At 35.7% G+C, this 18,033-nt stretch carries 16 protein-coding genes and 1 tRNA gene; 15 read left to right on the plus strand and 2 right to left on the minus strand.

What is annotated here, in order from left to right; all coding sequences use genetic code 11:
• Positions 1-2 precede the first annotated feature (2 nt).
• From EDD63_RS06700 to EDD63_RS06750, 11 genes are all read left to right on the plus strand, one after another.
• Positions 3-1,475, plus strand: a complete 1,473-nt coding sequence (locus tag EDD63_RS06700) for a glutamate synthase subunit beta (RefSeq protein WP_134169755.1) — start codon at positions 3-5, stop codon at positions 1,473-1,475.
• A gap of 93 nt (positions 1,476-1,568) precedes the next feature.
• Positions 1,569-2,006 (plus strand): NfeD family protein, encoded by a 438-nt coding sequence (locus EDD63_RS06705; RefSeq protein WP_134169757.1) that lies wholly within the window; start codon positions 1,569-1,571, stop codon positions 2,004-2,006.
• A 1-nt stretch (position 2,007) separates the two neighbouring features.
• Positions 2,008-2,943 carry an SPFH domain-containing protein gene (locus tag EDD63_RS06710; RefSeq protein ID WP_134169759.1) on the plus strand — a complete coding sequence of 312 codons (936 nt, stop codon included), beginning with the start codon at positions 2,008-2,010 and terminating at the stop codon, positions 2,941-2,943.
• 37 nt (positions 2,944-2,980) lie between these two features.
• Positions 2,981-5,146, plus strand: coding sequence for a replication restart helicase PriA (priA, locus tag EDD63_RS06715; RefSeq protein ID WP_134169761.1), 2,166 nt, complete (start codon positions 2,981-2,983; stop codon positions 5,144-5,146).
• An 86-nt stretch (positions 5,147-5,232) separates the two neighbouring features.
• Complete coding sequence (gene rsmB, locus EDD63_RS06720) at positions 5,233-6,486, plus strand: 16S rRNA (cytosine(967)-C(5))-methyltransferase RsmB (RefSeq protein WP_166667572.1); 1,254 nt, start codon at positions 5,233-5,235, stop codon at positions 6,484-6,486.
• A gap of 41 nt (positions 6,487-6,527) precedes the next feature.
• Entirely contained in the window at positions 6,528-7,574 is a 1,047-nt protein-coding gene (gene rlmN / locus EDD63_RS06725; RefSeq protein ID WP_134169765.1) for a dual-specificity RNA methyltransferase RlmN, read from the plus strand.
• Positions 7,571-8,308, plus strand: coding sequence for a Stp1/IreP family PP2C-type Ser/Thr phosphatase (locus tag EDD63_RS06730; protein WP_134169767.1), 738 nt, complete (start codon positions 7,571-7,573; stop codon positions 8,306-8,308). The genes rlmN and EDD63_RS06730 overlap by 4 nt, the downstream gene beginning before the upstream one ends.
• Entirely contained in the window at positions 8,308-10,221 is a 1,914-nt protein-coding gene (gene pknB / locus EDD63_RS06735; protein WP_134169769.1) for a Stk1 family PASTA domain-containing Ser/Thr kinase, read from the plus strand. The genes EDD63_RS06730 and pknB overlap by 1 nt, the downstream gene beginning before the upstream one ends.
• Before the next feature lie 17 nt (positions 10,222-10,238).
• The gene (rsgA, locus tag EDD63_RS06740; RefSeq protein WP_134169771.1) at positions 10,239-11,096 is read left to right on the plus strand and encodes a ribosome small subunit-dependent GTPase A; all 858 of its coding nucleotides are present in this window, start codon (positions 10,239-10,241) and stop codon (positions 11,094-11,096) included.
• Positions 11,097-11,107: 11 nt separating this feature from the next.
• A complete protein-coding gene (gene rpe, locus EDD63_RS06745) occupies positions 11,108-11,761 on the plus strand; it encodes a ribulose-phosphate 3-epimerase (protein WP_134169773.1) in 654 nt (217 codons plus the stop codon).
• A complete protein-coding gene (locus EDD63_RS06750; protein WP_134169775.1) occupies positions 11,758-12,366 on the plus strand; it encodes a thiamine diphosphokinase in 609 nt (202 codons plus the stop codon). The genes rpe and EDD63_RS06750 overlap by 4 nt, the downstream gene beginning before the upstream one ends.
• A 39-nt stretch (positions 12,367-12,405) precedes the next feature.
• On the opposite strand, the gene rpmB is transcribed toward EDD63_RS06750, so the two are convergent.
• Complete coding sequence (gene rpmB, locus EDD63_RS06755; RefSeq protein WP_134169777.1) at positions 12,406-12,597, minus strand: 50S ribosomal protein L28; 192 nt, start codon at positions 12,595-12,597, stop codon at positions 12,406-12,408.
• Positions 12,598-12,914: 317 nt separating this feature from the next.
• On the opposite strand from rpmB, the gene EDD63_RS06760 reads away from it, so the two are divergent.
• The 4 genes from EDD63_RS06760 to EDD63_RS06775 all read left to right on the plus strand — a co-directional run bounded on the left by EDD63_RS06760 (position 12,915) and on the right by EDD63_RS06775 (position 17,382).
• Positions 12,915-14,150, plus strand: a complete 1,236-nt coding sequence (locus EDD63_RS06760) for a cell division protein FtsA (protein ID WP_134169779.1) — start codon at positions 12,915-12,917, stop codon at positions 14,148-14,150.
• A gap of 20 nt (positions 14,151-14,170) precedes the next feature.
• Positions 14,171-15,277, plus strand: coding sequence for a cell division protein FtsZ (gene ftsZ, locus EDD63_RS06765; RefSeq protein ID WP_134169781.1), 1,107 nt, complete (start codon positions 14,171-14,173; stop codon positions 15,275-15,277).
• Positions 15,278-15,342: 65 nt separating this feature from the next.
• Positions 15,343-16,659: a uracil-xanthine permease family protein gene (locus EDD63_RS06770; RefSeq protein ID WP_134169783.1), complete on the plus strand. Its 1,317-nt coding sequence runs from the start codon at positions 15,343-15,345 to the stop codon at positions 16,657-16,659.
• 69 nt (positions 16,660-16,728) lie between these two features.
• A complete protein-coding gene (locus EDD63_RS06775; RefSeq protein WP_134169785.1) occupies positions 16,729-17,382 on the plus strand; it encodes a DJ-1/PfpI family protein in 654 nt (217 codons plus the stop codon).
• A 43-nt stretch (positions 17,383-17,425) separates the two neighbouring features.
• Here EDD63_RS06775 and EDD63_RS06780 read toward each other — a convergent pair.
• A tRNA-Leu gene (locus EDD63_RS06780) sits at positions 17,426-17,512 on the minus strand.
• Positions 17,513-18,033 lie beyond the last annotated feature (521 nt).

An 18,033-nucleotide genomic window follows, 5' to 3' on the forward strand; every position in this document is an offset into this window, starting at 1 on the left:
TTATGGGAAAACCAGATGGATTTTTCGTATATGAGCGTAAAGATACAAAAACGATTGCACCTTTAGATCGCATAAAAAACTATCAAGAATTTCATCTTCCTTTACAAGAAGAAAACCGTCGAATACAAGCAAGTCGTTGTATGGATTGCGGGGTTCCATTTTGTCAGTATGGCAAGCAGATTGCTGGTATGAGTAGTGGTTGTCCTTTACATAATGTCATTCCAGAATGGAATGATTTACTATATCGAAAAAACTATGAAATAGCACTAGAGCGTCTGTTGATGACAAATCCATTTCCCGAATTTACAAGTCGAGTTTGTCCAGCCCCATGCGAAAAAGCATGCACATGCTCGCTTCATGGAGATGCTGTTACGATCTGTGAAAATGAGAAGTTTCTAATTGAATATGGATTTGCACATCAGTTAATTAAACTTCCTAATATTAGACAATATACAGGAAAGAAAGTTGCGATTATTGGTAGTGGTCCAAGTGGTCTAGCTTGTGCACAACAGTTGCATAGTCGTCATCACGAAGTACATATCTATGAAAGAAGTGATCGCGCTGGTGGTTTACTGATGTATGGAATACCGAATATGAAATTAGATAAAGCGATTGTTAACCGTAGAATCGCATTGATGGAAAAAGCAGGTATTCACTTTCATTTATCAACGGATATTGATACAACGCAAAAAGTTAAACAATTGCAAGCAGAATATGATGCAATCATTCTTGCAGTAGGTTCAAGTAAACCTAGAAACCTTTCAGTTAAACATACAGATGCAAAGGGTGTACACTTTGCAGTTGATTATTTAAGTCACAGTACAAAACATCTGTTAGATGATACATATCCATTAACTATCGATGCAAAAGATAAACATGTCGTGATTGTTGGTGGTGGAGATACTGGAAATGATTGTGTAGCCACGGCAATTCGCCAATCGTGCGCTTCTGTTGTTCAACTAGAAATGATGCCAGAATTACCAGCATCAAGAATGGATGATAATCCATGGCCAGAATGGTCAAAAGTGAAGAAAACGGACTATGGTCAAGAAGAAGCAATTGCTATGTTTGACCAAGATCCTCGACTTTATGAAGTGACGATTAAAGAAATCATCACTGATGAAAATCATGCAATCAAGCAAGTTGTGATTTGCTCATTACAGTGGGAAAAAGATGGTGATGGCAATATGCGACCAAGTTACATTGCAGGAAGTGAAAAAAAAGTTGCATGTGATCTACTACTTCTTGCTACTGGGTTTGTTGGTGTGGAGTCAAACATTTTCGAAAATTTTGAATTAGAAAAAAACGAACGTGGCGTTATCCAAACAATCGATGGTTCTACGACAAATATCGAAGGAGTATTTGTTAGTGGTGATGCATCACGGGGACAATCCTTAGTTGTATGGGCAATGCAAGAAGGAAAGAAAACAGCCAAAGCAGTTGATACATATTTGATGGGATATTCCAATCTTTAAAACAGACCATGTAATGATTCCGACGGGAGTGATTGCATGGTTTTTGTGTACTTTTGACTAATTATGTCATAAAATGGTCATAGGAGGTTTCATATGGAATCATACGTAATAGGGTGGATGATTGCTTTTCTTGTCATATGTGCATTAGAAGCGGCATCTTTACAACTTGTCGCCATTTGGTTTGCAGCAGGTAGTTTGGTTTGCGTGTTTTTAAGTTTGGCAGGTGTGAGTTTTACTGGCCAACTTATTGCTTTCATTGTGGTTTCGTTAGTAACGATGGCGTTATTACGACCATATGCGATGAAAAAAATCAAACCAAATCTAATCAAAACAAACATAGATGATGTGATAGGTAAAAAGGCAATTGTATTACATGACTTTAATGAACTTACAAAAGAGGGTCGAGTACAACTTGATGGTGTTGATTGGGCAGCCAAAAACATCGGACATCAACCATTGAAAAAGGATGATGAAGTGTATGTGCACGAAATTAAAGGTGTTACAGTACTCGTAAATAAGGAGAAAAAATAAAATGGAATTAATTATGATTTTAGTATTTATCATTGTTATTATCGCATTAGTAGGAGCACACGTACGTGTGGTAAAACAATCGGAGTCTTATGTTATTGAACGTTTAGGGGCATACCGCGTGACTTGGGGAACAGGATTACACTTCTTAGTTCCACTGATTGAACGCGTTGCTAAAAAAATCTCATTAAAAGAGCATGTTGTGGATTTTCCTCCGCAACCAGTAATTACGAAAGATAACGTAACGATGCAAATTGATACAGTAGTATATTTCCAAGTTACGGATTCAAAACTATATGCATATGGAGTTACAAATCCAATGATGGCTGTTGAAAACTTAACAGCTACAACATTACGTAACTTAATTGGGGAATTGGACTTAGATGCAACATTAACAAGTCGTGATGTAATCAATACACAAATGCGTGCAATCTTAGATGAAGCGACTGATAAATGGGGAATTAAAGTAAACCGTGTTGAGGTAAAAAACATTTTGCCACCGCGTGAAATTCAAGATGCGATGGAAAAACAAATGAAGGCAGAACGTGAACGTCGTGAAGCAATTTTACAAGCGGAAGGGAAAAAGAAAAGTCAAATTCTTATTGCTGAAGGGGAAAAAGAAAGTACAATTCTTCAAGCCGAAGCATTTAAAGAACGTCAAATTCGTGAAGCAGAAGGTCGTCAAGCTGCTATGGTATTAGAAGCGGAAGGGCAAGCAAAAGCTATTCGTGAAGTACAACAAGCAACTGCTGATGGACTTAGTGCATTATCAAAAGCTGATGTAAATGCAGCAACTGTAAAAATTAAAGAACTTGAAGCACTTGCTAAAGTTGCAAACGGTAAATCAACAAAATTGATTATTCCAAGCGAAATTCAAAAACTAACAGGATTAGCTGCAAGTTTAAAAGAAGTGGTTTCAAATACAAATGGGGAAGAATAGAATCATCTATTCTTCTTTTTTGTGGTAAGATATTTTCATGGAAAAAGTAGCAGATATTTACATTGAATATACAGCAATGGCTGTAGATCAAAGTTATTTATACAAAGTGAATCAATACAACGTAGAAAAAGGGATGCGTGTTTACATCATGTTTGCTGGAAGGAAAATCGTTGGAATCATCGATCGTGTATACGAGATGCCAAAGACAGAACTCGATGCTTTACCATATAAGGTACAAGCAATTGATAGTGTTATCGATGAGGATGTTTTGTTGAACGAAGAAGCTTTTCATTTGGCTAGATTTATGGCAAATCGCTGTGTAGCAAGTGTTATGAGTTGTTTTCAAGCAATGTTGCCAAGTAAGTTAAAACCAAAATCAACAAAGCAAAACATTCGTAAAGAAGTGTATGTGATATACCAACAAGATAAAGAAGTAAAAGGACAAAAACAAAAAGAAGCGCTTGCCTATCTTCAAGAGCATCCAAAGATAAAACGACAAGATTTCAACAAACGATACAGTTGTTTACAACGGTTTATTGAGTTAGGAATTGTTGTGTTGCAAGAAGAAGAAAAGCAAGCAGAAGTTGAACAAATCAATCTTGCATGTGATCATTTCAAACTTCAAGAAGCCCAACAACAAGCACTTGATAAAATTAAGGCAATTGCAGGACATCATGTGCATTTACTACACGGAGTAACGGGTAGTGGAAAAACAGAGATTTTCTTACAATTAGCTAGTGAAGTATTAGCACAAGGAAAACAAGTGTTGATATTAGTTCCTGAAATAGGATTGACTGCACAAATGGTAGAACGTGTTACCTGTCGGTTTGGAAAAAGTGTAGCTATTTATCATTCCAATTTAAATAATCAGCAGAAGTATGAACAATATAAGTTAGTAAAAGAAAAGAAGGTACAAATTGTTGTCGGAACAAGAAGTTCTGTATTTATGCCTTTTGAACAACTAGGACTTATTGTATTAGATGAAGAGCATGATGCAAGTTATAAACAAGATAGTCAACCACGCTATCACTGTAGAGATTTAGCAATTGAGCGTGCAAGATATCATGATTGTCCAATTGTACTAGCAAGTGCAACCCCTTCATTAGAATCGTATGCACGTGCATATAAAGGAAATTACCAATTATTGGAATTAAAGGAACGTATTCATAAGAATATGCCAGTTGTGCATGTTGTGGATATGAAAGAAAGTATGAAGCACGATCACGATGCACTACTTTCCGTTTCACTTAAAAATGCAATCTATGAGCGCTTAGAAAAAAATGAACAAGTAATCTTACTACTAAATCGTAGAGGATATACTCCGGTTTTACGTTGTTTAGATTGTGGGGAAGTTAAAAAATGTCCACACTGTGATATTGCACTGAATTATCATAAACAAACCAATCGTTTGGTTTGTCATTACTGTGAATATCATGAACCAGCATATTTTGTTTGTTCAAGTTGTGGAAGCAAAAATATATCCACTTCAGGTTTTGGTACCCAACGGTTAGAAGAATATCTAGATGAATTATTTCCACAAGCACGTGTCGTGCGAATGGATCAGGATACGATGCGAAGAAAAGATATGCATGAAGTTGTATTAAGAGAATTCGAGCAACATAAATATGATATTTTAGTTGGTACGCAAATGATCGCAAAAGGACTAGATATTCCAAATGTAACACTTGTTGGTATTGTAAATGCAGATGCAAGTTTACAACGAGAAGATTTCCGTAGTGTAGAAGTCACTTTTGATTTGCTTGTACAAGCAAGTGGACGAAGTGGACGTGGTGATAAAATTGGTGAAGTTATCATGCAAGCATACCAAAAAGAGCATTATGCAATTCGTTGCGCGCAAAATCAAGACTACGATACATTCTTTAAAAAAGAGATGCAATTTCGTCATTTGGGGAAATATCCACCATACACGTATTTAGCAAGTTTGATCTTTACCAATGATAAAGTGGACCAAATTTATCAGGATATTGATACTTGTTTTGAAGTGTTTGATTATCCAAATGTGCATCATTTACGAGCAGTGCAATTACAAAAAAGAAAAGATACATTACGTGTTCGTAAAATCTTAAAGTGTGCAAATCTTGATGAATTAATCGCATCTGTGCACTTTATAAAAAATGAATTATTAAAAAATAAATGCAAGAGCAAATTGGAAATAGATATCAATCCATTGTTTTTGGAATAACTATCGCTTGCTATCTATAAAGGATGGTTTTGTGGTATGATAGGTAAGAAAAAATGAAAGGCGAATCCTACGGGATGAGGGTGGCTATGAGCGTTAGAAAAAAAGCATTTGAACTGTTAATTGAAATTGCCATTCATGGTAAATACAGTAACTTATTATTAAAGAAAGAACTTGTTGGATTTGATGATCGCGATAAAGCACTTATTTCTAATATTGTATATGGAACATTGCAAAATTATCGATACATCAATTACCAATGGAAAGACTATACAGAAAAACCAGTAAAACGAGAAATCAAGTTGTTGCTTGATATGAGTGTTTACCAAATGTTCTTTTTGGACCGTATTCCAGATTTCGCCATCATTGATGATGCAGTAGAAATCGCAAAAGGAAAATACGAAGGAAAATATGCTGGATTTGTGAACGCCATCTTACGCCAAGTACAACGCAAAGGAAAACGCACAATTGAAGGTGATGATTTTGAAGAATTAGCAATTCGCACATCATTTCCAACCTGGATTGTTCGTATGTGGGCAAAACAATATGGAATGGAAACAACGATTCAATTATGCGAAGATTCCTTACATATTCCTAACCAGACAGTACGTATCAATACCATTAAATCTTCCAAAGAGGAATTGATGCAAAGTAATCAATATACAGAAGGAAAACTTTCACCAGTTGCTTTATATTTTAAAAAAGGAAGCATTGCAGCTACAGAAGATTTTAAATATGGACGTACAAGTGTCCAAGATGAAGCTAGTCAAATGGTTGCTTTAACACTTAATCCAACAGAAGATGATGTTGTTCTTGATATGTGTAGTGCACCAGGAAGTAAAACTGGGCATATGGCTGCACTTATGAAAAATCGTGGGAAAATTATCGCGACTGATATACATCCACACCGTTTAGAATTAGTAAAAGCAACAATGCGTCGACTTGGATGTATCAATGTGGATTATCAAGTAATGGATGCAACAAAGGCAAGTGAACACTTTGAAACAAATCGTTTTGATAAAATCTTAGTTGATGCACCTTGTAGTGGATATGGAACATTAAAACGCAAAAATGAGATTAAGATGTTTATGGAACCTGAAGATATGGATGGTATCATCAAAACACAAAAAGGAATTTTAGCACAAGCATACATCGTTTTAAAACCAGGTGGTGAAATGGTGTATTCAACATGTACCTTAAATAAAAAGGAAAATGAATTACAAATTAAATCATTTATAGAAGCACATCCAGATATGGAAATTCTTTCAGAGGAAACGATTTTCCCATTTACGTATGATAGCGATGGTTTCTTTATATGTAAGATGCGAAAAATGGAAGAATAAGGACGATTTCATTGATAGGAAAGAATGGTAAATGTAGAAATATGAAAGATAGTATTTACAATTTAGATGCACTTGAAATGCAAGAGATGGCAAAAACACATGGATGGAAACCATTTAGAGGAAAGCAAATCTTTCGTTGGTTATACCGAGAACATGTTACAAACTTCGATGCGATGAGTGATATAAATAAAGAATCAAGACAAATCCTTAATGAGCAATACAGTATTTCGAACTTACGTTTAGTGAAAAAACAAGTATCGAAAGATGGAACAAGAAAGTATTTATTTGCTTTAGCAGATGATGCGTTAATTGAAACTGTATTGATGAGTTTTGATTATGGAAAGAGTGTCTGTGTCACAACACAAGTTGGATGTAATATGGCTTGTGCTTTTTGTGCGAGTGGACTACTCAAAAAACAAAGAAATTTGACGACTGCTGAAATGGTTGATCAAATCATGTATGTTCAACGTGAACTTGATGAAGACGAAGATCGTGTCAGTCATATTGTTGTTATGGGAACTGGAGAACCATTTGATAATTATGATCATGTGATGAAGTTTCTAAGCATTATGAATGATGATAATGGTTTAGCAATCGGGGCACGTCATATTACGATAAGTACATGTGGAATTGTGCCAATGATTGAACGGTTTGCAAAAGAACAAAAACAATACAATCTAGCAATTAGTCTACATGCACCAAATAATGAATTGCGAAATAAATTAATGCCAATTAATAAAGCTTATCCATTAGAAGAGTTGATGAAAGCACTTGATGTATATGAAACATACAACAATCGTCGCTTAACTTTTGAATATATATTATTGAAAGGTGTAAACGATAGTAAAGAACATGCAAAACAACTTGCAAAACTATTGAAAGGACATCATTACTATATGAATCTAATTCCTTATAATAGTGTTGATGAACAAGGTTTTCAAGGAGTTAGTAGAGAACATGCAATGACATTTTATGATGAACTTATGAAACTTGGGGTACGTTGTACGATTCGCAAGGAGCATGGTGGAGATATTGATGCTGCTTGTGGACAATTAAGAGCTAATGAAATGAAAGAAGGTAAACAATGATACGAATGTATGGAACGACCGATCGTGGTAAGGTTCGAACAATGAATCAAGATAGTTTGTTCTATGGAACAAATGCGAATCAAGAATCCATCATGATTGTTTGCGACGGAATTGGTGGTGGAAATGCTGGTGATGTTGCAAGTTTTATGGCAAAAGAAGTAATTGCCAAAGAATTCGAAAACAAAGAAGTTAGCAAAACCATAAATCAAACCAAAGAGTGGTTACGCTATGCAATTGAAAAAGCAAACGATGAAGTATTCCGTGCGAGTACTACGAATGTGGATTATAAAGGAATGGGGACAACTGTTGCAGGTGTCTTATTCTCGCAAAATGAAACGTTTATTTTCCACTGTGGAGATTCACGAGTGTACGCTATGTACGATGGAGAATTGATTGCCTTGACTGAAGACCATAACTTAGCAAGTGATTTGGTACAAGCAGGTGAAGTTAGTGTTTCGCAAGCAAGTTCTCATCCAAAAGGTAGCATGCTTACACGTGCTTTAGGTGTGTGGAATAAAGTGGATCCATCAATCAACAAAATAAAAAATAATTATCAATCTATTATGGTTTCAAGTGATGGGTTACATGGATTTGTGTCTGCTGCATTAATCCAAAGTATTCTGCAACAAGAAATCTCGATTGAAGATAAAGTACATGAACTAATCTTAGCAAGTAATGAAGCTGGTGGTTATGATAACGTAACGATTATCGTTGCGGAAAAGGAGGGTGCATAATGAGTGAACAAACGATGATTGCCAACCGTTACATGGTTGTGTCTTCCATTGGGTCAGGTGGAATGGCAGATGTTTATTTAGCAATTGATACAATACTAAATCGCGAAGTGGCGATTAAAGTTTTACGAGGAGATGCAGGAAAAGATCCAGTAGCCTTGGTCCGTTTCCAACGTGAAGCAAGTGCAACAAGTAAATTGCACCATCCAAATGTCGTAGAAGTATATGATGTTGGAGAGTATGATGGACGTAGTTATATCGTAATGGAATATGTACGTGGAAAAACATTGAAACAATTGATTCGCCAACGTGGTGCTTTGCCAGTTGATGAAGCAGTCTCAATTATGAAACAACTGACAAGCGCAGTTGCACACGCACATGAAAACAATATTATTCACCGCGATATCAAGCCGCAAAACGTGTTGGTAAAAGACGATGGAACCGTAAAGATTACGGATTTTGGGATTGCGCTAGCTCATGATGCAGTGCAATTAACACAAAGTGATTCTGTTTTAGGAAGTGCACATTATATTGCACCAGAAACAACACGTGGTGAAATAGCAACTGTACAAACGGATATTTACTCACTAGGGATTGTGTTTTATGAATTGCTTACTGGAGATGTTCCATTCAATGGTGAAAACCCAGTGCAAATTGCGATGAAGCACATGCGTGAAGACATTCCTAGCGTACGTGATTTTAATAAGAAAATTCCTCAAAGTGTGGAAAACATCATCATTCTAGCAACAGCTAAAAATAAAAAGCACCGTTATGCTTCAGCAAATGATATGCTTTTTGATTTAGAAGTATGTTTGGCACCAGAAATGGCCAATGTCGCAAAGGTTGTCTTTGATGACTCAGATTCACCAAATGATGGAACTGTGGTATTTGATGAAACCGCAAAAGCAAAAATACCTGCACAAAATGATGCACAAACTGCTGCCCAAGAAGTAAAACCAGCAAAGAAAAAGCTATCAAAGAAAGCAAAAATCATTGCAATTGCAGCACTTGTATTCTTACTTGCATGTGCAACGACAGCAGGTGTATATTTCTCAGGAGCAATTGATGGATTTGGACCTACTGAATATGTAGAAATGCCAAATCTAGAAGGATATGAAAAAGATCAAGCAGAAGATGTATTGAAAAAATATGGTCTTGAACTTGGTAAAGTGACTACGGAAGTAACTGAAGATGATTCGATTCAAGAAGGTGAAGTATTCAAGCAATCGAAAAAAGCAGGAGACAAGGTTGCAAAGGGTTCAAAGATTAACATAACAATTAGTGGTGGAACGTATTTTGTAATTGAAAACTATGTTGGTAAAAATATCGATGATATTCGATCAAAATTAGAAGCCAACAACATTACAGTGGAAGTCAAAGAAGAATTTACTGAAGATGATGAAGCAGGAACCATTCTTAGTCAAAGTGGACTTAGCGAAGGTACAAAAATTAAACCAAACGAGAAAAAGACAATTACCTTTACCGTAAGTAAAGGAAAATACTTCATGATTACAAACTATGTTGGTAAACAACTTAGTGAAGTAAAACCAATCCTTGAAGCACAAGGAATTGTGGTTTCTGTTGAGCAAAAAGAATCTTCTGATTTTGCAGAAGGACAAATTATTGAACAAAAAGGCTTATCAGAAGGTGACTTAGTAGAACCTGGTAAGAATGCAACAATTACCCTTGTTGTTTCTAAAGGGGAAAGTGACTCTGCTTTACGAAGTGTCATTGGTTGGGAAATCGAAGCTGCAAAAAGTGAATTGAGTGGATCTGGATATACAGTAAAACTTGAAGTAATCGATCGTCCAGATGGCGATACGAGTCCAATCAAAACCGTAATTAAGCAAAGTCCAGAAGCTGGTTCAACCATTAAAGATGGTGCAACTGTAACATTGTATTACTACCAAGATTAATTAAGAAAAGGGGATCTATGAAACAAGGAACAATCATTCGAATTATCTCAAATCAGTATCAGATCTATAGCGATGGAATTACCTATGATGCAAAAGCAATGGGAAAACTACGAAAAGGCGTTAGTCCTGTTGTTGGTGATATTGTGGATTTTGAAAAAATGGATGACATTTATGGAATTCAAAAAATACATGAACGTAAAAATCAACTTGTGCGTCCTTTAATTGCAAATGTAGATCAGGCAATTATTGTGATGAGTGCCAAAGATCCCGATTTTTCTACTGTATTAATTGATCGTTTGATTTTCTTGATTTCTTATGAAGGAATCACACCTGTTTTAGTTATCACGAAGATGGATATGATTGAAGATGAAAGTGATCCTGTATATGGATACATCGAAGACTACAAAAAAGGTGGATACGAAGTATATGTTAACGGTAAAGAATTTGACACAAAAGATATTGAGGCTGCATTTAAAGGGAAGATTAGTGTTCTGACCGGACAAAGTGGAGCTGGTAAATCAAGTCTATTGAATCGTATTGATAATCGCTTGGAAATTAAAACGCAAGCAATTTCAAAAGCACTAGGACGTGGAAAACATACAACCCGTCACACTCAACTATTTGAAATCAATGATGGATGGGTAGCAGATACACCAGGATTCTCATCACTGGATTTAGAAAATATGGATGTACATATCTTTGCGCATACCGTACCTGATTTTGTGCCTTATGTGGGAAAGTGTAAGTTCAATGATTGTATTCATATAAATGAACCACAGTGTGCAGTACTGGAAGCTGTTGAAGATAAAGAAATTGTAAAGTATCGTTATGATCACTATAAAGAAGTGGTGAAAATGATTCAAAATAAACGGTAGGGGGAATAAAGATGAAAAAAGTTATTGTAGCACCATCAGTGTTATCACTGGATTATGCAAAGGTTGAAACGCAACTTGCACAAGTTGTAAAAGCAAACACACCATGGCTTCACTTTGATGTGATGGATGGTCACTTTGTTGATGCGATTACCTTTGGTCCAAATGTGTTAAAAGGATTTAAGAAGGCAACCAATTTATTTATGGATGTTCATATTATGGTGGACCAACCAGTGAAAGTAGCGAAACAGATGATTGATGCAGGAGCGGATATGATTACATTTCATGTTGAATCCCTTGATAGTGAAAATGAAATTCATCAATTGATTGCTAGTATAAAAAGACAAGGATGCAAGGCAGGTATCACTGCGCGTCCAGGTACGCAAATTGCCAATATCTTGCCATACTTAGCTTCTGTTGACTTGGTGTTGGTAATGAGTGTGGAACCTGGAAAAGGTGGACAATCATTCATGCCTGAAGCATTAGATAAAATTGCATACTTTGATACATACCGAAAAGAACACAATTTGAATTATGTAATTGAAGTGGATGGTGGAATTAATAAAGATACTGGAGAACTTTGTAAAAAGGCTGGTGTTGATGTACTTGTTGCTGGATCTTATGTATTCGAAGGTGATATTGAAGAGAGGATCCAATCATTAGTATGAAACGTGTAATCCTTTGTGCAAACATGACAAAAGATGTACATTACAATAAAGATGTACATTATATTGGTGTGGATGGAGGAGCCTTGGTTTTACTTGAAAAGAATATTCCAATGGATTATGCGATTGGAGATTTTGATTCTATTTCAAGTGAACAATTCGCACAACTTAAGGAAGCTACAACTCTTATTCAGTTAGAAAGTGAAAAAGATGACAGTGATAGTGAACATGCACTAAAGTTTGCACTTGAACATTATGATGAAGTTGCGCTTACTGGTGTGATTGGTGGGCGTATGGATCACTTTATTGCAATCTATAATTTGATGGCATATCAAAAACTAAACTTTGCGATTTTTGATTCACAAAATTATATCTACCCTTTAGAAGTAGGAGAGTATCGTATGGATAAACGTACGACATATCTTTCATTCTTTGCTTGCGAGGATAGTGAAGTTACTTTGCAAGGTGTGAAATATCCATTAGTGCATCGAAAGCTTTCCAGCAAAGATGTTTATACGGTTAGTAATGAGATTATAGAACCATATGCGGTACTCGAAGTGCATAGTGGACGTGTCATTGTGATTGAAAGTGATGATGCAAATACATAGAAAAAAGCGTGCTCAATTATGAACACGCTTTTTGTTTCATTAGATAGCTTGTTTTGCTTTAAGTGTTTTTAAAGCACGAGCGGAAACTTTAATTTTCTTTGGTTTTCCATCTACCATCACTCTAACTGTTTGTAGGTTTACGTTCCATTTACGTCTAGTTGCACGTAATGAGTGTGAACGTTTGTTACCTGATAATGGCCCTTTTCCAGTGATTGCACATTTTCTTGACATTTGAAAACCTCCTTTCGTACTTTTAACTGCTTCGTAATAATATCATTTCTAAAATTAAAAATCAAGAAGAAAATTCACCTATTGTAAGAAAGGTGAAAGTTTATGAAAACAACATAAAATCAGAAGATGTAGATTCATATTTATAAAGCCAATCATAAAAATACGTAATTCGAAAATGAACTTTATGAATTAAATGAAAATAAATCTTGCTTTGTGACAGAATGAATGAAAAAATATGTGATTCACCTGTGGAAAAGAGTTTTTTTGTATAACAAAGTGTGATAGAATTAATGTTAAGTAAGGATGGAGGTTAAGCGATGCAGGCAAAACAGTATTATGCTAGTTTGGAATTAGCAGATGATGAGCTACGCTTGATTATAGGGGAATTCTATATGTCGCGGTTCAATCCATTAAAAGTTGAACGCGTCAAGACCGACGGAATACAAAAGAAACGAATTGTGAACCCAACAGTTGTTGCTGCTTCAATCGTAACGATGTTGGATGCAGTGGAGAAAAGCTTAGGTTTTCGCCTAAAAAGTATTATTTTGTGTATACCTTCTGCAGATGTGAAATGCATTAAGCGAAGAGTAAACGTGCCAATTGAAGAAGGCAGTCGTAGAATCCGTACAAGTCATGCACGTTTAGGAATAGAAAAAGCGATCGATTCATTCCAAATTGATGGATATGAATTTGTAAATATAGGTTCAATCACATATATAAATGGAGGTATTGCTTCTCGAACATTACCCGTTGATGAACGCTCAGAAACGTTAACAATGGATATTGATTTTATTTGTGCAAAACAGGAAGTAGTTCATGAATTTGTCTTATGTGTAGAAAATGCAGGACTACGAGTAGCTGATATTTGTTTAGATACATATGCGATTGCTGAAGAAGCAGCAATTATTGAAGGATCGATGGACAAATATGTTGTGCTCACAAATTTTGAAAAGTACGATACCGATTTAGCGTTATTTTACAAAGGTCGATTTATGGGATGTGAATCTCTAGGGTTTGGTTATGAGAGACTTGCACAAGTAATTCGTCGTAAATTTAGACTTACAGAGAAAGAAGCGACAGACTTATTAAAAGAGTCAGCGATTTTTCCAACATATGAAAGAGATGATTCTATTATCTATATTTACAGTGAAAAAGAAGAGTATCGCGAAATTACGCGAAAAGAAATATATAGTGCAATTGAAGAAGAATTGCAACATTGGATTGTTGGTGTCAATGAAGCCAATGAGATGATTGCTCAAACTGGACAAGCCCGTATGGTGCTAGCTGGTTCGGGAGCAGATATCTTAGGTATGGAAAGTATAAAAGATCGATTCATATTGGATTGTTCAGTTTACATTCCTTCAACGATAGGAACAAGAAGAAGTTGTTACAGTGCAGTGCTTGGAGCGATTTATACACATAAAAAATTGCAAGCACTTGTACATATGCAAAGTGAAGGTGTTGAAATTTCAACCGAAAGTGTTCGTCAGTTACAAAAAGAAGACGACAATGCATTCACGAAGAAGTTAAAGAAAATTTTATTAAACAAATAGGAAAGAGAGGGAAACTCAGGATGAGTGATAATGAATTCAAGAAAGTAGTTACAATAAAGGTCTTCGGAGTCGGAGGCGGAGGTTGTAACGCTGTGAATCGTATGGTTAATGAAGGTGTACAAGGAGTTGAATTCTTTGTCGCTAATACAGACTTACAAGTACTTAATACTTCTCCAGTAGAAAATAAAATTGTACTTGGTATGGGAGTAACAAAAGGTCAAGGAGCTGGTAGTGATCCAGAAGTTGGACGCAAAGCTGCTTTAGAAACAGAAAATGAAATTCGTGAAGCGATTAAAGGTAGTGACATGGTGTTCATTACTGCAGGTCTTGGTGGAGGTACTGGAACTGGTGCTGCACCACTATTTGCGAAAATTGCAAAAGAAGAAGGAGCTTTAACGGTTGGTATTGTTACAAAACCTTTTAGTTTTGAAGGTGGAACAAGAATGAAACAAGCCGAAATGGGATTAACAGAACTTAAGGAAAGTGTTGACTCATTAATTATCGTTTCAAACAATAACTTGTTAGAAGTGATTGGACGTAAACCATTAATTGAAGCATTTGAAGCTGCAGATAATGTACTACGTCAAGGTGTACAAACAATTACCGATTTAATTGCTGCTCCAGCACTTATTAACTTGGACTTCGCTGATGTTAAAACAACAATGATGGACCAAGGAAAAGCACTAATTGGTGTGGGTATGGCTGATGGTGAAGATAAAGCAAAAGTTGCTGCTGATAAAGCAATTCAATCACCATTACTAGAAGCAAAAATTACAGGAGCGAAAAAAGCAATCATTAACATCACTGGTGGTGAAAACGTAAGTTTATATGATGCAGATGACGCAACTGAATATATTAAGGAAGCTGCAGGAGGAGATATCGATACGATTTTTGGGGTAGCGATCAATCCAGCACTTCAAGATAAGATTATTGTTACGGTAATCGCAACGGGCTTTGCTGATGAAGTTAAAGCAAAACCTGAAAAGAAAGTGGATGAACATCCAATCGAAACATTTGATTTTACAGCTCGTCAACGTGAAACGGTACAACCAACACGTACAAACGAAGTAGAAATCGAAGAGATTGAAGACGATAGCATTCCAGTATTCTTCAAAAAAAGAAACTAAAAATGGGGGGAACTCCATTTTTATATTGTAAAAATGTCAATGAAAGAAAATAAGGGGGATTCATAATGACAGAAAAGACGAATAATTTACTTATTCAAATTGATGAAAAGCCATCACCGAAGATTTGGGCTTTTCTGAGCGTACAACATGTGTTTGCCATGTTTGGAGCAACAATTCTTGTACCAATCTTGACAGGATATCCTGTATCTGTAGCAATCTTTGCTTCAGGAATTGGAACACTGATTTACATCTTTTGTACCAAAGCGAAAGTTCCTGTATATTTAGGAAGTTCGTTTGCCTATATTGGTGCCGTAAATTCAGCAGTTCTTTCTATGAATGGAGATATCTCAGCAGCACAAACTGGACTAATGCTAGTAGGTTTGATTTATGTGGGAGCTGCATTACTTATTAAAGTGATTGGAAAAAACTGGATTGATAAGTTGTTGCCACCAATTGTAATTGGTCCAATGATTGCAGTTATTGGGTTAGGACTTGCAGGAAGTGCTGTGGGAAATGCTGGATTTACAGCAGATGGTACGTTAGGTCAAATGTTAGTTGCAATTATTACATTTTTATCTGCTGCATTAATTTCAACGAAAGCAAAGGGTTTTCTAAAGATTGTTCCATTCCTATGTGCAATTATTATTGGATATATTGCAGCACTAGTTATTCCAATGCTTGGAATTGGTGAGCCAATTGTAGATTTCTCACCATTTGAAACAGCGAAATTATTTGAAGTGCCTGCATTTGCATTTCCATTTGCACTGGGAGACTTTAAACAATATAACTTATATTTTGGACCTGAAACACTTGCGATGTTACCAGTTGCAATTGTTACAATTTCAGAACACATTGGTGATCACACGGTTTTAGGAAAAATTTGTGGAAAAAATTTCTTAAAAGATCCTGGGTTAGATCGCACCTTAACTGGAGATGGTGTAGCTACTGCAGTTAGTGCATTTATTGGGGGACCAGCCAATACAACATATGGAGAAAATACTGGTGTTATTGGTATGACACGTATTGGTTCTGTTTATGTAATTGGTGGAGCTGCATGTTTTGCAATCGTATTATCGTTCTGTGGATATGTTAGTGCGGCAATTCAAACAATCCCTAATTGTGTACTTGGTGGTATGGGAATTATGCTATATGGAGTTATCGCAAGTAATGGATTACGCGTACTTGTAGATAACCAAGTCGATTTCTCAAAACAAAGAAACTTAATTATCGCTAGTGCAATGCTTGTTGTTGGTCTTGGTGGAGCTGTTTTCCCATTAGGTGGCGCTGCAACATTATCAGGAACTGCGTTAAGTGCATTAGTTGGAGTTATCTTAAACTTAATCTTGCCAAAAGCAGATGATGAACACGTAGTTGAATTATAAAACATAGGAGAGTTGTGTAACTCTCTTTTCTTTATATATGGTAGAATGGTAAAAAAAGAGAGGGATATTATGAATAAAAGAATTGCATTATTGGTATATCCAGCATTTAGTATGCAAGAAATATCAAGTTTAAGTTATGTATTGCGTTGGAATAGTGACACATTTACTGACATTATCGCAACAAGTAAAGAGGTTGTAATAAGTGAAGAGGGTATTCAGGTTATGCCTAATAAAACAGTAGATGAGTTTTCTGTTGATGATTATGATTGTTTGGTATTATCAGGGTGTAGTGATTTTCGTATAGCATTACGAGATCAAAAGCTCAAAGCGTTTTTAGAAAGTTTAAAATACACGCAGGATTTTTTGATTGGTGCAATTTGTGCAGGTCCAGTATTTCTTGCACAAGCAGGTTTATTGAAAGGGAAAAAGTATACGGATTCTTTATTTGCAGAAATGCATGAATTACTTCCTTTTATAGAAGCGGATAATTTTGTTGCTGCACCTGTTGTTGAAGATGGAAACATCGTTACTGCAAATGGAAGTGCATTTAATGCATTTGCAGTACATATAGCTAGACGACTTGGGTATATACTTCCAGATAAAATTATGTCTGGCTATATTGATGATTATAAGGAAGAAGATTATGTTCATCATTTACCTGAAGAAGGACTGAAGGAGTTTATCGAAGAGTTTGCTGATATAATTGAAAGTAAGTCAATATAATACAAAAAAGGCTATCCAATTTGGATAGCCTTTTCATTTAACTTGGTGCCCGAGACCGGAGTCGAACCGGTACGATATCACTATCGGCGGATTTTGAGTCCACTGCGTCTACCAATTTCACCACTCGGGCAACTGTTAATTATTATATATGAGATGATTCGATTGTGCAACAACAAACATATGATTGGTGGAAGAAAATGCAAAAACTTTGGAATTTTTGGATGGATAATACTTATAAATTGTGTTATTATGAATAAGCACCTTACAAAACACTAAAAACTTTCCATTTCTTGGAAATATTGTATTGACACTGTGGTGCGTAAATGATATTATCAACAGGCACTACTCAGAAAGAACCTTCTATTCTATAGAATAGAAGAAAGTTAATTTTGCTAGAAATTAGCGATTGACATCGAGTGGTTGAAATGATAATATCAATTAGGCTTGCTCATAACTTTGAGATGACAAAATAACTGAAATAAAGTTAAAAAAAGTCGTTGACATGAATATGTGTGAGTGGTATTATTAACAGGCACGGTTGAGATAACCGATGCGAAAAAAGAAGTGATTAGATCTTTTAAAACTGAATAGGAAACGTCAATTTCGAAACAAAAATTCACGGAAAACAAAAACAACTAAAAACACGCAAAG

It is taken from the genome of Breznakia blatticola (genome assembly GCF_004365815.1).
GTDB lineage: Bacteria > Bacillota_I > Bacilli_A > Erysipelotrichales > Erysipelotrichaceae > Breznakia > Breznakia blatticola.